The organism is Streptomyces sp. DSM 15324 (assembly GCF_001514285.1).
Lineage (GTDB): Bacteria > Actinomycetota > Actinomycetes > Streptomycetales > Streptomycetaceae > Streptomyces.
Genome location: NZ_KQ949025.1, coordinates 156,836 through 177,140, shown reverse-complemented (window position 1 = coordinate 177,140; position 20,305 = coordinate 156,836). Strand labels below are relative to the sequence as shown.

At 73.4% G+C, this 20,305-nt stretch carries 13 protein-coding genes; 9 read left to right on the top strand and 4 right to left on the bottom strand.

What is annotated here, in order from left to right:
* Positions 1–80: 80 nt before the first annotated feature.
* Positions 81–2,822, bottom strand: a complete 2,742-nt coding sequence (locus tag AQJ58_RS11065; RefSeq protein ID WP_067248184.1) for a lysylphosphatidylglycerol synthase domain-containing protein — start codon at positions 2,820–2,822, stop codon at positions 81–83.
* A gap of 186 nt (positions 2,823–3,008) precedes the next feature.
* Between AQJ58_RS11065 and AQJ58_RS11060 the strand changes: the two genes are divergently transcribed.
* The 5 genes from AQJ58_RS11060 (at position 3,009) to nudC (ending at position 13,319) form a co-directional block, all read left to right on the top strand.
* Positions 3,009–3,416, top strand: coding sequence for an MGMT family protein (locus AQJ58_RS11060; RefSeq protein WP_067248181.1), 408 nt, complete (start codon positions 3,009–3,011; stop codon positions 3,414–3,416).
* A gap of 159 nt (positions 3,417–3,575) precedes the next feature.
* Entirely contained in the window at positions 3,576–7,061 is a 3,486-nt protein-coding gene (locus AQJ58_RS11055; RefSeq protein ID WP_079078858.1) for an ATP-dependent helicase, read from the top strand.
* A gap of 137 nt (positions 7,062–7,198) precedes the next feature.
* Positions 7,199–10,801, top strand: a complete 3,603-nt coding sequence (locus tag AQJ58_RS11050) for an ATP-dependent helicase (RefSeq protein WP_067248173.1) — start codon at positions 7,199–7,201, stop codon at positions 10,799–10,801.
* Positions 10,802–10,811: 10 nt separating this feature from the next.
* Entirely contained in the window at positions 10,812–12,224 is a 1,413-nt protein-coding gene (locus tag AQJ58_RS11045; RefSeq protein ID WP_067249636.1) for a dipeptidase, read from the top strand.
* A gap of 150 nt (positions 12,225–12,374) precedes the next feature.
* The gene (nudC, locus tag AQJ58_RS11040) at positions 12,375–13,319 is read left to right on the top strand and encodes an NAD(+) diphosphatase (RefSeq protein WP_067248170.1); all 945 of its coding nucleotides are present in this window, start codon (positions 12,375–12,377) and stop codon (positions 13,317–13,319) included.
* A 142-nt stretch (positions 13,320–13,461) separates the two neighbouring features.
* Here nudC and AQJ58_RS11035 read toward each other — a convergent pair whose 3' ends face one another.
* Positions 13,462–13,719 carry a mycoredoxin gene (locus AQJ58_RS11035; RefSeq protein ID WP_067248167.1) on the bottom strand — a complete coding sequence of 86 codons (258 nt, stop codon included), beginning with the start codon at positions 13,717–13,719 and terminating at the stop codon, positions 13,462–13,464.
* A 180-nt stretch (positions 13,720–13,899) separates the two neighbouring features.
* On the opposite strand from AQJ58_RS11035, the gene AQJ58_RS11030 reads away from it, so the two are divergent.
* From AQJ58_RS11030 to AQJ58_RS11020, 4 genes are all read left to right on the top strand, one after another.
* Positions 13,900–16,134, top strand: a complete 2,235-nt coding sequence (locus AQJ58_RS11030) for an ATP-dependent DNA helicase UvrD2 (RefSeq protein ID WP_107122018.1) — start codon at positions 13,900–13,902, stop codon at positions 16,132–16,134.
* Positions 16,135–16,279: 145 nt separating this feature from the next.
* Positions 16,280–16,603 (top strand): hypothetical protein, encoded by a 324-nt coding sequence (locus AQJ58_RS40605; protein WP_079078857.1) that lies wholly within the window; start codon positions 16,280–16,282, stop codon positions 16,601–16,603.
* Positions 16,604–16,766: 163 nt separating this feature from the next.
* Positions 16,767–17,135: a WhiB family transcriptional regulator gene (locus AQJ58_RS11025; protein ID WP_055638270.1), complete on the top strand. Its 369-nt coding sequence runs from the start codon at positions 16,767–16,769 to the stop codon at positions 17,133–17,135.
* Positions 17,132–17,455, top strand: coding sequence for a hypothetical protein (locus AQJ58_RS11020; protein WP_067248161.1), 324 nt, complete (start codon positions 17,132–17,134; stop codon positions 17,453–17,455). Before AQJ58_RS11025 ends, AQJ58_RS11020 begins: the two co-directional genes overlap by 4 nt.
* Before the next feature lie 104 nt (positions 17,456–17,559).
* Here AQJ58_RS11020 and AQJ58_RS11015 read toward each other — a convergent pair whose 3' ends face one another.
* Together AQJ58_RS11015 and AQJ58_RS11010 are read right to left on the bottom strand one after the other, a co-directional pair.
* Positions 17,560–18,939, bottom strand: coding sequence for an ABC1 kinase family protein (locus AQJ58_RS11015; protein ID WP_067248158.1), 1,380 nt, complete (start codon positions 18,937–18,939; stop codon positions 17,560–17,562).
* Positions 18,932–20,158, bottom strand: a complete 1,227-nt coding sequence (locus AQJ58_RS11010) for a TOMM precursor leader peptide-binding protein (RefSeq protein WP_067248156.1) — start codon at positions 20,156–20,158, stop codon at positions 18,932–18,934. The genes AQJ58_RS11015 and AQJ58_RS11010 overlap by 8 nt, the downstream gene beginning before the upstream one ends.
* Between the last annotated feature and the right edge of the window lie 147 nt (positions 20,159–20,305).

Here is a 20,305-nt window from a genome sequence, read left to right as displayed (position 1 = left end):
GGGCGTCGCGAGCCGGTGAACCTTTCCGGTCACAGCACTAGGTCGCACACAGGTCCTGGACGGTCGGTGTCCCGAGGGGATCAGAGCGCGCCCTTGCGGCTCAGCTGGTTGAAGGCCAGCCAGCCCGGCAGCACCGGGAGCCACAGCGTCAGCAGCCGGAAGAGCAGCACCGCGGGGGCGGCCACCTCCTTGGGCAGTCCCACCGCGATCAGACCGACCGTCAGCGTCGCCTCGACCGCTCCGACACCGCCCGGCGTCGGAGCGGCGGAGCCCAGCGCGTTGCCGGCGAGGAAGACGACCGCGACGCTGGCGATGCTGATGGAGGACGATGCGGTGCCGAACGCGCGGATCGAGGCGTCCAGACACATCACGAAGCAGAACGTCAGCAGCAGCATGCCGCCGATGCCGGTGACCAGCTTCTGCGGCCGCTGCAGCACGTCGAGCATCCGCGGCACCACACCCGCGAACAGCGACCTCACGCGCGTGACGACGAATTTCCGCAGGAACGGCACCGACGTCACCACCAGCACGAGCACCGCCACTGTCAGCAGGCCCGCGATGACCGTGCGGGACGGCGACAGCGAGGGGGTCTTCTCGGTCCCCGTCAGATAGCCGAACGACAGCAGCATCAGGATGTGGCAGCCGAGCCCGAACAACTGCGACGCGCCGACACTCGCCACCGCGAGCCCCGGGCGCACCCCCGAACGCTGGAGGAACCGCGTGTTGAGCGCGACCCCGCCGACCGCGGCCGGGGCCACGATCTTCACGAACGACCCCGCGACCTGCGCCGCGACCGTTCGCGGGAACGGCACCCGCTCCGGCACGAACCCCAGCAGGCTCATCGCGGCGGCGACATAGCTCAGCGCCGAGAACAGCACGGCCGCCGCGACCCAGCCCCACTCGGCGTTGGCGACGAGCGGACCGAACTCGATGTGCGTGAGCTGCGTCAGCAGGAAGTACGCGCCGATCGCACCGGCGATGAAACTCATCAGGGTGCGCGGCCGCACGCGCTCCAGCCGGGCCGGCTCGACCGGGGCCTCGGGCCGGATCCGCAGCACCTGATGCCGGATCTGGGTCAGCAGATCCTCCTCGCGCGCCTCCTCCAGCGCCTCGTCGATGGCCCGCTTCTCGGCCCGCGCCTGTGCCCGTACGGCCTTCTTCTCGGCCTTCTCGGAGACGGGTTCCGGCTCGTGCCCCGCGTCCAGCCGGGCCTGCTTGGCCTGCCGGGACGCTTCCAGGACCGCCTCGCGCTCCCGCTGCGCCCGCTCCCGGGCCAGTCGGCGCAGCGTCGCGCGCGTGGAGCGGCTGAGCGCGATGGGCTGGAGCATCGGCAGACAGTCCGCCACCGCGTCCGGGCCGAGCACGCCCACCGCCGAGGAGACCGCCCGCTCCGCGCCCACGCGCAGCCCCAGCGTCACGAGCAGCTGAGAGATGTCCATGCGCAGCAGAAGATCACCGGCCGCGATCTCGCCGACGCGCAGATCGGTGAGGATCACCGTGCCGGAACGATCCACCAGGACGGCGTCCCCCACCAGCCGGCGGTGCGCGATCCGCCGGGACTGGAGGGCGCGCACCTGGTGCCAGGTGTCGCGCAGCAGGTCGTCGGTGATCTCCTCGTCCGCCAGCGAGTCCAGGGTGCGCCCGCCGGTGTGCTCGTAGACCAGCATCACGGCGTCGGGGCCGAGCTCGGAGGTGGCGATCAGCTTGGGGGCGTTGGCGCCCGCCGCGATCGCCGCGTAGGCGAGCAGCGCCTCCTGCTCCAGTGCCTGGCGCAGCGACTGCAGGCTGCTGCGGGTGGCGAAGCCGCGCAGGGTCAGGTTGCGCCACGCGCGGTAGAAGAACCCCTGCGCCTGCTGCTCCCGGTCGACCACGGTGACGTCCAGCGGCGGGCCGTCCTCCAGGGTGACGAAGTAGCGCCGGCCGCGGTCGCCGGTCTCGGAGGTGTCCGGCGCCTCCTCCCGGGCCGCGCTCACGGGATGGAAGCCGACGTGCCGCAGGCCCGCCATGAGCGTCCGTCCCGTGGGCCGTACGTTGGGCGAGCCGACCGCGTACAGCGTGCCGTAGGCGACCGTCCAGCCGATCAGCACCGTCAGGATGATCGAGAACGGCGTGGTGTAGCCGGTGACCAGCATCGAGAACGCGTCCAGGAGCAGCACCATCCACAGCACCGCGCGCCAGCGCGGCCGGCGTGACATGCCGACGGCCGTCATATAGGCGATGACGGGCGCGAGATAGCCGTGCACCGGGTCCGTCAGGGCGTGGATGTCACCGGGGGAGGGCTGGGTGAGCGCCTCCTGGATCGAGTCCGGGGCCGCCTTGGCGACCCAGAGGTCCGTGGCGAGTGTCACACCGTGCGCCAGGACGGCGGCGAGCACGCCGTCGGCGATGCGCAGCCCGTCCCGTTTGATCAGCCGCTCGATCGCGAAGGCCACCGGCACCAGCAGGATCGCGATGCTGGACGCCAGTCCCGCGATCTTGATGAGCAGGTCGGGCGCCTGACCGGTGCCCTTGTTGATGTCCTGTTCGAGGCCCGAGGTCGTTCCGTGTGCGAAGGCGGCGATGCCCAGCAGCACGATGACGGCCAGCACGCCCACCAGGAGTCGCATGAGGTCGGAGGGGCGGTGCACGCGCGCGGGGAGCAGCGGTTCGTCACCCTCGACCTCGTCGCTGTGCACGTCGTCCGGCGACGCGTCGAGCGGCTCCTTCGGGGCGCCGCCCTCCTTCGGGGCTTCGGCGCTGTCCGGGTTCTCGGGACCGTCCGGGCGCGACGCAGCGTCAGAGGTGCCCTCCGCGTCCTCGGGATGCACACCCTGCTGCTTCATCGTCTCTTCTTGATCTCGTATCACCGGTCACCGCCCGCACGATGGTGGCATGCTCCACCGACACACGGGGGCATCAGGGTGCAAATGCGGGGGCGGACAGTCTGCCCCACGCGCCGCCCGGGGGCGAGGGTCACGCACGGTCACGCGGCGGCCGTCCTGTCGGTGGGGTGCGGCAGGATAGGGAGGATGAGCGAGCGGAGCATCCCGGACGACGCCTGCCCGGAGGATCCCGACGCCCGCCCCGAGTACCCCGACGCGCTGCCGGAGTACGCCGAGCGGGTCCTCGGGGTCGCCGAGCTGATCCCGCCCGGGCGGGTCATGACGTACGGGGATGTCGCCGAGTGGCTCGAGGAGGGCGGGCCCCGGCAGGTCGGCCGGGTGATGGCCCTCTACGGCGGTGCCGTGCCGTGGTGGCGTGTGGTGCGCGCGGACGGGGCGCTGCTGCCCGGCCACGAGCTGCGGGCGCTCGCTCACTACCGCGACGAGGGCACGCCGCTGAAGGAGGCGAGCAGGGCCGCCGAGGGCCATCTGCCGCGCCTCGACATGCGGCGGGCGCGCTGGGACGGCGGCGAACACGCGGACGGTCACACCTGACAGCTTCCGCCATCCGACCCGCCCGAGGGGACCCTGTAGCCCGTACGGGGGAAAACAGGAAAACCGGGCACGTCGGTGGCATGGCGTACGTTCGAGGGGCGCGGGGCGGAGAATGCGGCCCTCGACCACCCAGCACACCCACCAGGACCGGCGAACCACGTGAGCTCCTCTTCCTCCACCAGGCGCCTGTCGCACCCCCAGGGTCGACAGGGGAACCGTGGCGCTTACCGGCTGGTCCGAACCCCGCCCGCCCGGACCGCCCCCCCTCGTCTGGACGCCGCACAGCGCTCCGTGGTTGACCACGTCACCGGGCCGCTGCTCGTCCTCGCCGGTCCCGGCACCGGCAAGACCACCACCCTCGTGGAGTCCGTGGCGGCCCGCGTCGCCCGCGGCGGCGACCCCGCGCGCGTGCTGGTGCTGACCTTCAGCCGCAAGGCGGCCGTGGAGCTGCGCGACCGGATGGCGCAGCGCATGGGCGCCTCCCGCGCGCCCCAGGCGACCACCTTCCACTCCTACTGCTACGCCCTGGTCCGCGCCCATCAGGACGGCGAGCTGTTCGCGGAGCCGCTGCGGCTGCTGTCCGGCCCCGAGCAGGACGTGGCCGTCCGCGAGCTGCTCGCAGGCCAGCTCGACCTCCAGCGGCTCGGCCTCGCGCACGTGCGCTGGCCGGACGAACTACGCGCCTGCCTGACCACGCGCGGGTTCGCCGACGAGGTCCGCGCGGTGCTCGCCCGCAGCCGGGAACTCGGCCTCGGCCCCGACGCCCTGGACGCCTTCGCCGCCCGCATCGGCCGCCCCGACTGGCAGGCCGCCGCCGCGTTCCTCGCCGAGTACCTCGACGTCCTCGACCTGCACGGCGTCATCGACTACGCCGAACTCGTCCACCGCGCGGTCCTCCTCGCCCACCGCCCCGACACCGCCGTGCGACTGGCCGCGCAGTACGACGCCGTGTACGTCGACGAGTACCAGGACACCGACCCCGCCCAGGTACGACTGCTGCACGCCCTCGCCGGCGGCGGCCGCACCCTCGTGGCCCTCGGCGACCCCGACCAGTCGATCTACACCTTCCGGGGCGCCGACGTGAACGGCATCCTGGACTTCCCGGGCGCCTTCCCCCGCTCCGACGGCCGCCCGGCCCCCGTCGAGGTGCTGCGCACCTCCCGCCGCTCCGGCGCCGCGCTGCTCGCCGCCACCCGACTGCTGACCGGGCGCATGCCCCTGACCCGCCTCCCGGCGGAGAAGGTCCGAGCCCACCGCGAACTCGTCCCCGCGCGCGAGGGCGGCCGCGTCGAGGTCTACACGTACCCGACCCCCGGCACCGAGCTGGACAACGTCGCCGACATCCTGCGCCGCGCCCACCTGGAGGACGGCGTCCCCTGGGGCGAGATGGCCGTCCTGGTCCGCGCCGGCTCCCGCACCATCCCCACGGTCCGCCGCGCCCTCACCGCGGCCGGCGTCCCCCTGGACATCGACGGCGACGACCTCCCCCTGCGGCACGAACCCGCGGTGGCCCCCCTGCTGACGGCCCTGCGGGCGGTGGCGAGCGCGGAGGTCTCCCGGGGCGGGGAGGACACCGGCGGGAGCGATGGCACCGGTGGCAGCGACGGTACTGATGGGGTGGTCGGCACCGGTGGCACGGACGACACCGATGGCGTGGTCGGCGCGGACGGCGCAGGCGGTGTCGGCGGCACCGATCACACCGGCGGCACCGAAGGAACGGACGGAACCGACGGAACCGGCGCCTCTCGGGAGGGCGACCCCTGCTGGCTCGACACCGAGACGGCGCTCACCCTCCTCGCCTCCCCCCTCGCCGGCATGGACGCCGCCGACCTGCGCCGCCTGGGGCGCGCCCTGCGCGAGGAGGAGCGCGCCGCGGGCAACCCGCTGCCGCCGCCCTCCGACGAACTGCTCACCCGGGCCCTGGCCGAACCGGAACGCCTGGTCACCCACGACCCGGTGTACGCGCGCGGTGCCCAGCGCCTCGGCGCGCTCCTCGCCACGGCCCGCGAGCGCCTCGCCCGCGGCGGCACGGCCGAGGAGGCACTGTGGGACCTCTGGGAGGGCACACCCTGGCCCACCCGTCTGGAACGGGCCGCGCGCCGCGGCGGCGCTGCCGGACGCAACGCCGACCGCGACCTGGACGCCGTGTGCGCGCTGTTCGCCACCGCCGCACGCGCGGAGGAACGCACCGGCGGCCGCGGCGCCCTGAACTTCCTCGCCGAGATCGAGGCCGAGGACATAGCCGCCGACACCCTCACCCGCCGAGCGGTACGCCCCGACGCCGTCCGGCTGATGACCGCCCACCGCGCCAAGGGCCTGGAGTGGCGCCTGGTCGTCGTCACCGGCGTCCAGGAGGGCCTGTGGCCCGATCTGCGTCGCCGCGGCTCCCTCCTGGAGGCCGACCGCATCGGCCGGGACGGCCTCGCCGAGCCGCTCACCCCGGGCGCGCTGCTCGCCGAGGAACGGCGGCTGTTCTACGTCGCCGCCTCACGCGCGCGTGACCGGCTCGTCGTCACCGCCGTGAAGGCACCCGCCGACGACGGCGACCAGCCCTCCCGCTTCCTCACCGAACTCGGCGTGGAACCCCGGGACGTCACCGGCCGCCCCCGCCGCCCCCTGTCCGTCGCCGCGCTCGTCGCCGAACTGCGCGCCACGACGGTCGACCCCCGCGCCTCCGCCGCCCTCCGCGAGGCCGCCGCCCGCCGCCTCGCGCGCCTGGCCGCGCTCGCCGACGAGGACGGCCGCCCGCTGGTGCCCTCGGCGCACCCCTACCGCTGGTGGGGCATGTTCGAGCCGACCGAGAGCAGGGTGCCGCTGCGCGACCGGGACCAGCCCGTCGTGCTCTCCGGCAGCGCCCTCGACCAGCTGGCCAACACCTGCGCCCTCCAGTGGTTCCTGGGGCGCGAGGTGAAGGCCGACGCGCCCGCCACCGCCGCCCAGGGCTTCGGCAACGTCGTGCACGTCCTCGCCGACGAGGTCGCCTCCGGGCACACCCCGGCCGACCTCGACGTCCTGATGGAGCGCCTCGACTCCGTGTGGAACGCGCTCGCCTTCGACGCGCCCTGGAAGTCGGAGCAGGAGAAGAGCAACGCGCGCGTGGCCCTCGAACGCTTCCTCCAGTGGCACGTGGGCGACCGCGCGGGGCGCACGCCCGTCGCCAGCGAGCACGACTTCGACGTCACCCTCGAAGCGGGCGCCTACGAGGTGCGCATCCGCGGCCAGATGGACCGCGTGGAAGCGGACGGCGAGGGCCGCGCCTACGTCGTCGACTTCAAGACGGGCAAGCAGGCGCCGACCGCGCGCGAGGTGGAGCGGCACCCCCAGCTCGCCGTCTACCAGCTCGCCGTCCGGGAGGGCGCCGTCGACGAGGCCTTCGACGGCGTACGCCCCACGCCCGGCGGCGCCGAACTCGTTCAGTTGCGCCAGGGCGCCGCTCAGCGCGACGGCGGTGACGCCCTGCCCAAGGTGCAGGCCCAGGAGGCACTGGACGGCCCGGAGGGGGAATGGGTCGGCGAGCTGCTCGCCACGGCGGCCGGCAAGGTCCTCGACGAACGGTTCACCCCGAGCGCCGGCCAGCACTGCGCCCACTGCGCGTTCCGGGCGTCGTGCAGCGCGCGGCCGGAGGGGCGGCACGTGGTGGAGTGAGCGGGGCACGTGGTGGAGTGAGCGGGCACGTGGTGGAGTGAGCGGGCACGGGGTGGAGTGAGCGGGCCCGCGGGCCCAGCGGGAGTGCGGCCCGTGCGTGGTCATCGATTGTCGGTGCCCGCCGTTAGCCTTTTTTCATGCCCGCCCGCATCACCGATCCCGAGCAGCTCAAGGAGCTCCTCGGGATCCCCTTCACCCCGGAGCAGACGGCCTGCGTCACCGCGCCGCCCGCCCCGCAGGTGATCGTGGCCGGAGCAGGGTCGGGCAAGACGACGGTGATGGCCGCCCGCGTGGTCTGGCTGGTCGGCACCGGGCAGGTCGCCCCCGAACAGGTCCTCGGCCTGACCTTCACCAACAAGGCGGCCGGCGAACTCGCCGAACGGGTCCGCAAGGCCCTGGTCAAGGCGGGCGTCACCGACCCCGACGTCATCGACCCCGACCACCCGCCGGGCGAGCCGGTGATCTCCACCTACCACGCCTTCGCGGGCCGGCTGCTGACCGACCACGGCCTGCGCATCGGCCTGGAGCCGACCTCCCGTCTCCTCGCCGACGCCACCCGCTACCAGCTCGCGGCGCGCGTCCTGCGCGAGGCCCCCGGCCCCTACCCGTCGCTCACCCGCTCCGTCGCCGACCTGGTCAGCGACCTCCTCGCCCTCGACTCCGAGCTGGCCGAACACCTCGTCGACCCCGACGAGCTCCGCACCTGGGACGCCGGACTGCTGGACACCCTGGAGGGCACCAGGCTCAGCAACGCCGATCTGCGCAAGGTGCCCGAGGCCGCCGCCGCCCGGCGTGAGCTGGCCGGCCTGGTGCTCCGCTACCGCGCCGCCAAACGCCACCGCGACCTGCTGGACTTCGGCGACCAGATCGCCCTCGCGGCCCGGCTCGCACAGGTCCCCGAGGTGGGGCGGATCCTGCGGGACGAGTTCCGCGTGGTCCTCCTCGACGAATACCAGGACACCTCCGTCGCCCAGCGCATCCTCCTGGCCGGCCTGTTCGGCGGCGGCACCGGACACCCGGTGACGGCCGTCGGCGACCCCTGCCAGGCGATCTACGGCTGGCGCGGCGCCTCCGTCGCCAACCTCGACGACTTCCCCGACCACTTCGCCCACGCCGACGGCCGCCCCGCCACCCGTCAGGCACTCGGCGAGAACCGCCGCAGCGGCGGCCGCCTCCTCGATCTCGCCAACGGCCTCGCCGCCCCCCTGCGCGCCATGCACGCGGGCGTGGAGGCCCTGCGCCCGGCCCCCGGCGCCGAACGCGACGGCCTGGTCCGCTGCGCGCTCCTCGCCACCCACGCCGAGGAGATCGACTGGATCGCCGACTCCGTCGCCCACCTGGTCCGCACCGGCACGGCACCGGGCGAGATCGCCGTCCTGTGCCGCACGGCCACCGACTTCGCGGAGATCCAGGGCGCGCTCGTCGCCCGGGACGTGCCCGTCGAGGTCGTCGGTCTCTCCGGACTGCTGCACCTGCCCGAGGTCGCCGACCTGGTCGCCGTCTGCGAGGTCCTCCAGGACCCCGGCGCCAACGCCTCCCTGGTCCGGCTGCTCACCGGCCCGCGCTGGCGCATCGGCCCGCGCGACCTCGCCCTCCTCGGCCGGCGGGCCCGGCTGCTCGTCGCCCACGCGCGCGGGGACGACGGCGACGACCCGGACCGCCGCCTCGCCGAGGCCGTCGAAGGTGTCGACCCGTCCGAGGTGATCTCCCTCGCGGACGCCCTCGACACCTTCCTGGAGACACCCCTGGAGGGCGGTCGGGACGACAGGCTCCCGTTCTCGCCGGACGCGCGCGTGCGCTTCGCCCGCCTCGCCGCCGAACTGCGCGACCTGCGCCGCTCCCTCGCCGACCCGCTCATGGACGTGCTGCACCGCGTGCTCGCCGTCACCGGCCTCGAGGTCGAACTGTCGGCCTCCCCGCACGCGCTGGCCGCCCGCCGCCGCGAGACCCTGTCGAACTTCCTCGACGTCGCCGCCTCCTTCGCCGCGGGCGAGAGCGAGGCGAGCCTGCTCGCGTTCCTCGGCTTCCTGCGCACCGCCGCCCAGTACGAGAAAGGCCTCGACAACGCCCTCCCCGGCGGCGAGAACACCGTCAAGGTGCTCACCGCCCACAAGTCCAAGGGCCTCGAATGGGACGTCGTGGCCGTCCCCGGCCTGGTCACCGGCACCTTCCCCAGCGGCCAGGGCCGCGAGAAGTGGACCGCCCAGGCCAAGGTGCTGCCGCACGCCCTGCGCGGCGACGCCGACACCCTCCCCGACGTCGCCTCCTGGGACTCCCGGGGCATGAAGGCCTTCCACGAGGCCATGAAGGACCACCAGCACACCGAGGAGCTCCGCCTCGGTTACGTCACCTTCACCCGCCCCCGCTCCCTCCTCCTGGGCTCCGGCCACTGGTGGGGCCCCACCCAGAAGAAGCGCCGCGGCCCCTCGGACTTCCTGCGGGCCCTGTACGACCACTGCGCCGCCGGGTACGGCGAGATCGAGGCCTGGGCCGACGAGCCGGAGGAGGACGCGGAGAACCCCGCGCTGCACCGCGCCACAGCCGACCAGGCCTGGCCGCTCCCCCTGGACGCCGACGCACTCGCCCGCCGCCGCGCCGCCGCCGACACCGTCCTCGCCCACTTGGACGACCTCGCCGCCCAGGCCGACGCACGGCCCGCCACGCACGACCCGGACGCCCACGACGCCCCTGACTGGCCCCCGCCCCCCGCCGAGGACGAGCCGCCCCACGACGCGACCGACCCGTTCGCGACCGACCCGTTCGAGGCGGACCCGTTCGAGGACACGGATCCCTTCGCGGACTTCGCTGGCGAGGCCTTCGAGGGCGAACCCGACCCGTTCGACGAAGACCCCCACGACCCCCACGACCCCCACGACCCCCTCGACCCCCACGACGCCCCGCCCCGCCCCGCCGTCCCCCACCAGGCCACCGCCCCCGAACCCGCTGCCGTGCGGCCCCGGCGGAGTTCCCTCACGCCCGAGGAAGCCCGCGCGGTCGCCTCCTGGGACCGCGACCTCGACGCGCTCGCCGGTGAGCTGCTGCGCGCCCGCCGGAGCGTCACGGACGTAGCCCTCCCGACGACGCTCACCGCCTCGCAGGTCCTGCGCCTGGCGGAGGACCCGGACGGTCTCGCGCAGGAGCTCGCCCGCCCCATGCCGCGCCCCCCGCAACCGGCCGCGCGCCGTGGCACCCGGTTCCACGCATGGGTGGAAGCCCGCTTCGAGGCGTTGACGCTTCCCTTCCTGGAACCCGACGAGCTACCCGGCGCCGACGCCGAGATCGCCGACGAACGCGACCTCGAGGACCTCAAGGAGGCCTTCGAGCGCACCGAGTACGCCCGGCGTACCCCCTACCGCGTCGAGGCCCCCTTCCAGCTCGCCCTCGCCGGCCGCGTCGTACGGGGCCGTATCGACGCCGTCTACCGACAAGAGGACGGCGGTACGACGTCGTACGAGATCGTCGACTGGAAGACCCACCGCGCCCGCACCGCCGACCCCCTCCAGCTCGCCCTCTACCGGCTCGCCTGGGCCGAGCAGCAGGGGGTGCCCGTGGAATCCGTCACAGCGGTGTTCCTCTACGTCCGCACCGGCGAGGTCGTACGGCCCCGCGACCTGCCCGATCGGGCCGCCCTGGAGCGCCTGTTGAGGGGCGAGGAAGCCTTCGCGGATGATCACGAGTCACCCCAAGGGCGGGAAAAGCGTGCGCAACCGCCCGGCGAGGATGTCGGCGCGGGCCGATAGGCTCGTGACCATGAGCCATCCCGTTGACAGTGCCGTCAGCGCCGTCCGCACGTACATCGAGCAGCATCGCGCCGCCTTCCTCGACGACCTCGCCGAGTGGCTGCGCATCCCGTCGGTGTCCGCGCAGCCCGACCACGCCGCCGACGTACGACGCAGCGCGGACTGGCTCGCCGCGAAGCTGACGGAGACCGGCTTCCCGACGGTCGAGGTCTGGCCGACGCCCGGCGCCCCCGCCGTTTTCGCCGAGTGGCCCTCGGACGACCCCGAGGCCCCCACCGTCCTGGTCTACGGCCACCACGACGTGCAGCCCGCCGCCCGCGAGGACGGGTGGGACAGCGACCCCTTCGAGCCGGTCGTCCGCGGCAACCGCCTCTACGCGCGAGGGGCCGCCGACGACAAGGGCCAGGTGTTCTTCCACACCCTCGGCGTGCGCGCCCACCTCGCCGCCACCGGCCGCACCGCGCCGGCCGTCCACCTCAAGCTCCTGATCGAGGGCGAGGAGGAGTCCAGCTCCCCGAACTTCCGCGACCTCGTCGAGGCGCACGCCGCGCGGCTCGCCGCGGACGCCGTGATCGTCTCCGACACCGGCATGTGGTCCGCGGACACCCCCACGGTCTGCACGGGCATGCGCGGCCTCGCCGAGTGCGAGATCCGCCTCTTCGGCCCCGACCAGGACATCCACTCCGGTTCCTTCGGCGGCGCCGTCCCCAACCCGGCCACCGAGGCCGCCCGCCTCGTCGCCGCCCTGCACGACGAGCACGCGCGCGTGGCCGTCCCCGGCTTCTACGACGGCATCGTCGAGCTCACCGACCGCGAACGCGAGCTCTTCGCCGAGCTGCCCTTCGACGAGGAACAGTGGCTGCGCACCGCCAAGTCGCACGCCTCCCACGGTGAGGCCGGGCACACCACGCTGGAGCGCATCTGGGCCCGCCCGACCGCCGAGGTCAACGGCATCGGGGGTGGCTACCAGGGGCCCGGCAGCAAGACGATCGTCCCGTCCTCGGCCTTCGTGAAGCTGTCCTTCCGGCTGGTCGCCGGCCAGGAACCCGACCGGATCGAGAAGGCCGTCCGCGCCTGGGCCGACGAGCGGATCCCCGCCGGGATCCGCCACGAGATCACCTTCAGCCCCGCCACGCGCCCGTGCCTGACCCCGCTCGACCACCCCGCCCTCAAGTCCGTGGTCCGCGCCATGGGCCGCGCCTTCGAAGGCCCCGTCCGCTTCACCCGCGAGGGCGGCTCCGGCCCCGCCGCCGACCTCCAGGAGGTCCTCGGCGCGCCCGTGCTGTTCCTCGGGATCTCCGTCCCCTCGGACGGCTGGCACGCGCCGAACGAGAAGGTCGAGCTGGACCTCCTCCTCAAAGGCGTCGAGACCGCCGCGTACCTCTGGGGCGACCTGGCCGAGAACTGGCGCCGTGCGCCCTGACCGCCCCGCCCGGCCCGGAGCGGGTTTGCGCGCGGCGCACACGGGAAAGGCCGCATCGCGGCGCCGCACCGGAGCCGGTCGCCCCCACCCGCACGTTCCGCTGAACCGCCCGCCGAATCAACCGTTCCACCGGGGGAGTTGGAAGCACCCGTGACCACCTGGACCGACCAGAACGCCGACAGGCCCATCTCGCTCACCGCGCCCAGCGGCATCGACCGGGCCGCCCACCACCGGCTCGACGAGGCCTGGCTCGCCGCCGCGTGGAGCCACCCCAGCACGCGCTGTTTCGTCGTCTCCGGCGGTCAGGTCCTCATAGACGAGACGCCGGACGGCCGGACCGAGCTGGTCATGACGCCCTCCTTCGAGGCCCCGCTCACCGAGGCGCACCGCTACTTCCTGGGCACCGACGACGACGGCGTCAGCTACTTCGCCCTCCAGAAGGACGCCCTGCCCGGCCGGATCGACCAGTCGGCCCGGCCGGCCGGACTGCGCGAGGCGGGGCTGCTGCTGTCGCCCCGGGACGTGGGCCTGATGGTGCACGCCGTCGGCCTGGAGAACTGGCAGCGCACCCACCGCTTCTGCTCGCGCTGCGGCGAGCGCACGGTCATCGCCGCGGCCGGCCACATCCGCCGCTGCCCCGCCTGCGGCGCCGAGCACTACCCGCGCACCGACCCCGCGGTGATCATGGCCGTCACCGACGAGGACGACCGCATCCTCCTCGGCCGCCAGGTCCACTGGCCCGAGGGCCGCTTCTCGACGCTGGCCGGCTTCGTCGAACCCGGTGAGTCCATCGAACAGGCGGTGCGCCGCGAGGTGTTCGAGGAGGCCGGGATCAGCGTCGGCCCGGTCGACTACATCGCCAGCCAGCCCTGGCCGTTCCCGTCCAGCCTGATGCTGGGCTTCCTGGCCCGCGCCACCTCCACCGAGATCGACGTCGACGGCGACGAGATCCACGAGGCCCGCTGGTTCTCCCGCGACGAGCTGACCGCGGCCTTCGAGGCGGGCGAGGTCCTGCCCCCGTACGGCATCTCCATCGCGGCCCGCCTCATCGAGCTCTGGTACGGCAAGCCACTGCCGACGCGCAGCTTCCTCTGAGACAGCGAAGGGTGGTGTCCTGGCCGGGACACCCACCCCTTCATGGGAGTTGGGAGCAGAACGCGCGCACGGTCGTCGCGCTGCATACGGAGCGGCCCCCTCTGGTGACCTTGACCAGAGAGGGCCGAAGCGCTGGGAAGCGTCAGACCGCGAGAGCCTGCTTCACCTGGGCGAGGCTCGGGTTCGTCATCACGACCTCGCCGCCACCAGTGGCGGGCACTACCCGGACGGTCGGCACCGTCTGGTTTCCGCCATTCGCCTTCTCCACGTACGCCGCGGACTCCGGGTCCTGCTCGATGTTGATCTCGGTGTACGCGATGCCCTCGCGCTCCAGCTGCTTCTTCAGCCGCTGGCAGTAACCGCACCACGTGGTGCTGTACATCGTCACAGTGCCCAGCATGTCTCTCGTGCTCCTTAGGCGGGTCGGGGACGGGCGATCTGAAAGGGGAACGTACGTGACAGCGCCACCATTCCCGTCCTTCACGACCTGGAGGTGACGTCCACCGCATTAGTACGACCGCGAGGCCCCGCCTGTGGACAACCGGCTCGCCCGTCTCCGCCGACCTGGCAGCATGGCGGTGTGACAGCAGCAACGCACTCCCCCCTCTTCCCGCGGGTCCCCGACTCGGCCGACGCGGTGCTCGAAGGGCTCGACCCCGAGCAGCGCGAGGTGGCCACCTCCCTGCACGGGCCGGTGTGCGTGCTGGCCGGAGCCGGCACCGGCAAGACCCGGGCGATCACCCACCGCATCGCCTACGGCGTGCGCGCCGGCATCCTCCAGCCCTCCAGCGTGCTCGCCGTCACCTTCACCAACCGCGCCGCCGGCGAGATGCGCGGCCGGCTCCGTCAGCTCGGCGCGCAGGGCGTCCAGGCCCGCACCTTCCACTCCGCCGCACTGCGTCAGCTCCAGTACTTCTGGCCGAAAGCGATCGGTGGCTCGCTGCCCCGGCTCGTCGACCGCAAGATCCAGCTCGTCGCCGACGCGGCCGCCGCCTGCCGTCTCCGCCTCGACCGCGGCGAGCTGCGGGACGCCACCGCGGAGATCGAGTGGTCCAAGGTCACCCAGACCGTCCCCGCGGACTACGCCCTCGCCGCCGTCAGGGCCGGCCGCGAGGCCCCCCGCGACCCCGCCGAGATCGCCCAGCTCTACGCCGCCTACGAGGACCTCAAACGCGACCGCGGCGTCATCGACTTCGAGGACGTCCTGCTGCTGACCGTCGCCGTCCTCCAGGACCGGCACGACATCGCCGAGCAGGTGCGTGCCCAGTACCAGCACTTCGTGGTCGACGAGTACCAGGACGTCAGCCCCCTCCAGCAACGCCTGCTGGAACTGTGGCTCGGCGACCGGGACGACCTCTGCGTCGTGGGCGACGCCAGCCAGACGATCTACTCCTTCACCGGCGCCACCCCCGACCACCTCCTCGACTTCCGCACCCGCCACCCCGGCGCCACCGTCGTCAAGCTGGTCCGCGACTACCGCTCCACGCCCCAGGTCGTCCACCTCGCCAACGGCCTGCTCTCCCAGGCCCGCGGCCGCGCCGCCGACCACCGGCTGGAACTGGTCTCCCAGCGCGCCGCCGGACCCGAACCCGTCTACACCGAGTACACCGACGAGCCCGCCGAGGCCGAGGGTGCCGCCCGCCGCATCCGGGACCTCCTCGCCGCCGGTGTCCCGGCCGCGGAGATCGCCGTCCTGTTCCGCACCAACGCGCAGTCCGAGACGTACGAACAGGCCCTCGCCGACCTCGGCGTCCCCTACCAACTGCGCGGTGCCGAGCGCTTCTTCGACCGGCCCGAGGTACGCAAGGCGGGAGTCGCCCTGCGCGGCGCGGCACGCTTCGGACGCAACGACACCCTCCTGGAGGACACCGTCGACCTGCCGTCGCAGGTGCGTGCGGTCCTCTCCGGCGAGGGCTGGACCCCACAACCCCCCGCGGGCTCCGGGGCCGTCAGAGAGCGCTGGGAGTCGCTGGCCGCCCTGGTCAACCTCGCCCAGGACTTCGAGGCCGCCCGGCCCGGCGCCACCCTCGCCGACCTCGTCGCCGAACTCGACGAGCGGGCGAGCGCCCAGCACGCCCCGACCGTCCAGGGCGTCACCCTCGCCTCCCTGCACTCGGCCAAGGGCCTGGAGTGGGACGTCGTCTTCCTGGTCGGCGTCGCCGAGGGCATGATGCCGATCACCTACGCCAGGACCGACGAGCAGATCGAGGAGGAGCGCCGCCTCCTCTACGTCGGCGTCACCCGTGCCCGTCAGCGCCTGCACGTGTCCTGGGCGCTCGCCCGCTCGCCGGGCGGCCGGCCCGGTCGCCGCCCGAGCCGCTTCCTCGACGGACTGCGTCCCGGATCCGGCACGGGAGCCGCCCGGGGCGGCGGAGCCTCGGGCGGTGTCGAGCGCGGTTTCGGCACCGCCGGCGCGGGCACGGTGGAGGTCCCCCGCCGGACCCGGCGCACCCCGGCCCGGTGCCGGGTCTGCGGACGGACCCTCACCGACGCCGGCGAGATGAAGCTGATGCGCTGCGAGGGCTGCCCCTCCGACATGGACGAGGAGGTCTACGAGCGGCTGCGGGAGTGGCGCGAGCGACAGGCGCGGCGCGCTGGACAGCCGGCCTTCTGCGTCTTCACCGACAAGACGCTGATGGCCATTGCCGAGGCCGTTCCCGACGATGCGGGTGAGCTCGCCCGGATCCCCGGGGTCGGCGTGCGCAAGCTCAACCGTTACGGGGCCGATGTGCTGGCCATCTGCGCAGGCCAGCCGCTCGAGGACGACGCGGAGGCGGACGGGCGCGGAGTTGAGGCGAACTCGTCGAAAAAATAGTTTGCGCATGCCCCGGGAATCCCCATAGGTTCTAGGACACGGGGACGGCGGCCTTCTCTGAGGCCCTGATTCCGTGCTCTACTTACATATCCGTTGGACTGGGCTCACCCCCGGTCCCCCGAGACGCCGAGAGGAGGCGATTCCAGTGATCATCATCAACCGCAGCTCCATCAGCTCCGCCAAACTGACCGATCGCTCGGTCGTCTCCACGTGCATGCTCGGCGCCTCGACCCTGGGCACCGGTCTGTCCGGCATTCGTGCCGGTCGCCCGGCGTCCTCCTCCGTTGCTCCCGCGGGCCTTCCCGTCCGTGAGCGCGATGAGCGACCGACCCAGGCACTGGAAGCAGTAAAGGGACAGGCGCAGGCCTATGCCTTTACCGCGGCCGGTGCCGGATTCCGGAAGCAGACGACGCAGCACCACCTGATGTGGGCCTTCCGTGGGCCAGAACCCTGGAGTGATCCAGCCTGATCGTCGATCAGGCCGGCGCCTTCAGGGCCGCGGAACCCCAACCGGGATCCGCGGCCCTTCTGTTTGTCCCCGTACCGGGGACGGACGGGCGAAGGGGCCTCGGGACCAGAAACGCCGACACCCGGCCCAACAGGGCCGGACCGACAGACGAGGAAGACGAACCGTGCAACTCGAAGCGCACGCCACGTCCGTACCGCCTTCCGAAACGATCTCCCCGCCCGGCCTCACGGAGGACTCCACCTTGACCCCGCTCACCGCGCTCACCGCGCTCGACGACGCCATCGAGAACCTCGGCGTACCCGTCCCCTGCCGCTCCTACGACCCGGAGGTCTTCTTCGCCGAGTCGCCGGCGGACGTCGAGTACGCCAAGTCCCTCTGCCGCACCTGCCCGCTGATCGAGGCCTGCCTCGCCGGCGCCAAGGAGCGGCGTGAGCCCTGGGGCGTCTGGGGTGGCGAGCTGTTCGTGCAGGGTGTCGTCGTCGCCCGGAAGCGGCCGCGTGGTCGCCCGCGCAAGAACCCGGTCACGGCATGAACACCGCAGGAACGATCGACCGCCCCCTCACGCAAGACCCCCAGAAGCAGGCCCCGATGAAGCCGTTCACCAGCGAGCCCGCAGGCTCCGCGACCGAAGACGTCACCACCACCGGCGCGATCGACTCGCGTCAGAACAGGACCCGAGAAATGCAACTCATCCCAGAAGCCCTGGCACGTGCGCATATGCACGAGCGACTGCACGAGGCCGAGCGTGACCGTGTGGCCGTGCGCCTCGCGGCCGCCCGCCGGATGCAGCGCAAGGCCGAGCGCGCCTCGCTGCGCGCCCGCCGGGCGCTCGCCCTCGCCGTGATGCAGTAACCCCACACCGGAAGCGGTGGCCTCCCGGCAGGAGAGGCGGAAACTGTCCCCGCGGGGGCCGGTCCGAACGGACCGGCCCCCGCGGCGCGTTGTCCGACGGCCCGTCAGGCCCCCGCCGCCGAGTCCTGTGCGTCCAGCTCCTCCAGGTCCCCCTCCGGGACGAACCCCGGCAGCCACTCCTCCAGTTCGTCCCGCAGCCGAACCGTCGCGCCGAGCTGACACAGCACACCGATCGTGCTCAGGGTCACCCGATGGATCAGCAGATAGGCCGGCGGCAGGTTGAGCTGCTTGCCCAACTGGTGGGCGGGGGAGCGGGGGTCGGCGATCCGGGCGGCCTGGCTGCGCATCCAGCCGCGGGTGAAGGTGAACTCCTCCACCTTGGCCGGTTCGATGATCGGCAGCAGATAGTCGAGGACCGCGTCGGGGTCCAGCTCGATGGACTCCTTCACGAAGCCCTCGGAGCACAGGAGTTCGTAGACCGCGTCGGCCTCGCCGTCCAGGGTCATGCGCAGGGACTCGCCGATCGGTTCCGGCAGACCGCCCGAGAGCCGGTCGACCGTGCCGAAGTCCAGGACGCCGAGCCGCCAGTCCTCCTCGCCGTCCGGTCCGCCGGGCAGCAGACGGAAGTTGCCCGGGTGCGGATCGGCGTGCAGCAGACCGGTGCGGGCCGGACCCGAGAACAGGAAGCGGGACAGCAGTTGTCCGGCGCGGTCGCGCTGCTCCTGCGTCCCCGCGGTGATCACCTCGGACAGGGGAATGCCGTCGATCCACTCGGTGACCAGGACCTGCTCGCACTGGTGCACCACCACCGGGACCACGACGTCCGGATCGCCGGCGAACTCCTCGGCGTGGGCCTGCTGGGCCTGCGCCTCCAAGGCGTAGTCCAGTTCCTCGGAGACCCGGTCACGGAGCTCGGAGATCAGCGGCTTGACGTCCATGCCCGGGATCAGCGGACCCAGCAGCCGGGCGAAACGGCTCAGTTGGGTCAGGTCGGAGAGCAGCGCCTCGCCCGCTCCCGGGTACTGCACCTTGACCGCGACCGCCCGCCCGTCGTGCCAGACCGCGCGGTGGACCTGGCCGATGGAGGCCGCGGCGGCGGGCTTGTCGTCGAACTCCACGAACAGGTCCGGCCAGTCGGCACCGAGCCGCTCGGCGAGCACGGAGTGCACCGTGCGGGTCGGCATCGGCGGCGCCGCGTCCTGGAGCTTCGTCAGCGCCGCGCGATAGGGGCCGGCGACCTCCTCGGGCAGGGCCGACTCGAAGACGGACAGGGCCTGTCCGAACTTCATCGCGCCGCCCTTGAGCTCACCCAGCACCTTGAAGAGCTGATCCGCCGTCCGCTGTTGCAGCTCTCGGCCGACGATCTCGGCGGACTCGCCCACGATCCGCTTGCCCAGGCCCCAGGTCGCCCGGCCGGCGAAGCCGAGCGGCAGCGCGGCGAGCTTGGCGGTCCGGGTGACCGCCTTCCGGGGAAGATCAGACATGCGCCCTCCAAGTCCCAGCCTGCCGCGCCGCCACTGTCGTACGGCGTAATTCCCTCGATTGCCGTTGCCCTGCCATTGTCGCGTGTGATCCCCCGTCCTCGTGTGTGTGTTCCCCCTTACCTTTCCGCACGCCCTCCCCGAAGGCGCCGCACGGACACGCGGAGTGCGGCCGCACCGGCCGGGCGTGCCACTGCAGAGCGGGGAGGGAGACCTCCCAGCGGGCCCCCGCGCTGGAAGGGAGGCGGCCGTCGAGGAAGGTGAGCGCGTGGGCGGCGGCGAGGCCCGCGACCGCCGTGGCCAGGGTCAGGTCGCAGGCCCGCGCGGGGCGGCGCCGCCCCGACTGCCATTGCGCGAGCAGCCGCGGCCAGGTCTCGTCCCGGTCGGTGCGCGTCCGCTGGAGACAGCCCGCGCAGCCCGTCTCCCCGGGCAGGACGAGCGGCCCCACGACACCCGTCGCCTCCACCACCCCCGCGTACAGATGCGGGGTGCCCGAGGCGAGCAGCGGTTCGGCGGCGGAGGGCGGCGGCGCGTGGGTGCTCACGTCGTCCCGGGAGGCGATGATCACCAGGGCGAGGCCGGGGGTTTCCGCCCCGGACGGTGACCCGGTCCTTCTGCGCGACGGGCGGTCCGGGGCGGCGGCGCGCACCGCACGGCGGGCGGCCTCGTCCCGGCGCTCGCCGACCGACTCGGCGGACAGCCCGCCCGGTGCCACGTCCCCCGGCTCCACCCGACCGCCGTCCCGCACGTCCACCTCGCCGATCCCAGCGCCCGACAGCAGCGCCGCCAGCACCGCGCCGACCCGCCCCGCGCCGTGCACCTGCACCCGCAGCCGGCGCCGGGCCGCGAGCCGGCCGAGCGCCTCGCCGGGGGCGGAGGTGGTCAGGGACAGCGAGGCGAGGTCCGGCCGCAGCCGGTCCACGACCTCCCGCTTCTCGCGCAGGGCCGCCGCGTCCGGCCCGCCCCCGCGCGCGTCGTCGAGGAGTCCCGCCCGGCCCAGCCGCTCCACCAGCCGGTCCACGTGACCGTCCGGAAGATCCATGCGGCGCCCCTCCGCGCGCAGCAGGTCGAGGCCCCGGGTGCCGTCCAGCAGGTCGAGGAAACTGCCCGTCGCCGTGTCCACCGGGCCGAGGGTCAGCGCGTGCGCCGGTGTCATTCCGAACTGCACGGTGTTGAGGTCCCGCCAACCGCGCCGCAGCGCGGGCTTCACCATCGGATGCATCAAAGGCCCCCGTATGCCTGTGTGTCGCCGCATATGCCCATGCGGTACCGGAAACTCCCCGTGCGTCGGCGGAGCGGGTGCATGGGGTCTCCTCGCTCCGCCGACTCCTGCCAGCATGCCCGGCCCCGCCGGACCGCGCCGAGAGTT

Excerpts from the sequence above, each read along its gene's own strand:
- AQJ58_RS11065 (WP_067248184.1), bottom strand. The coding sequence starts at position 2,822 with ATGAAGCAGCAGGGTGTGCATCCCGAGGACGCGGAGGGCACCTCTGAC.
- AQJ58_RS11060 (WP_067248181.1), top strand. The coding sequence starts at position 3,009 with ATGAGCGAGCGGAGCATCCCGGACGACGCCTGCCCGGAGGATCCCGAC.
- AQJ58_RS11020 (WP_067248161.1), top strand. The coding sequence starts at position 17,132 with ATGAACACCGCAGGAACGATCGACCGCCCCCTCACGCAAGACCCCCAG.
- AQJ58_RS11015 (WP_067248158.1), bottom strand. The coding sequence starts at position 18,939 with ATGTCTGATCTTCCCCGGAAGGCGGTCACCCGGACCGCCAAGCTCGCC.
- AQJ58_RS11045 (WP_067249636.1), top strand. The coding sequence starts at position 10,812 with ATGAGCCATCCCGTTGACAGTGCCGTCAGCGCCGTCCGCACGTACATC.
- AQJ58_RS11035 (WP_067248167.1), bottom strand. The coding sequence starts at position 13,719 with ATGCTGGGCACTGTGACGATGTACAGCACCACGTGGTGCGGTTACTGC.
- AQJ58_RS11050 (WP_067248173.1), top strand. The coding sequence starts at position 7,199 with ATGCCCGCCCGCATCACCGATCCCGAGCAGCTCAAGGAGCTCCTCGGG.
- AQJ58_RS11010 (WP_067248156.1), bottom strand. The coding sequence starts at position 20,158 with ATGCATCCGATGGTGAAGCCCGCGCTGCGGCGCGGTTGGCGGGACCTC.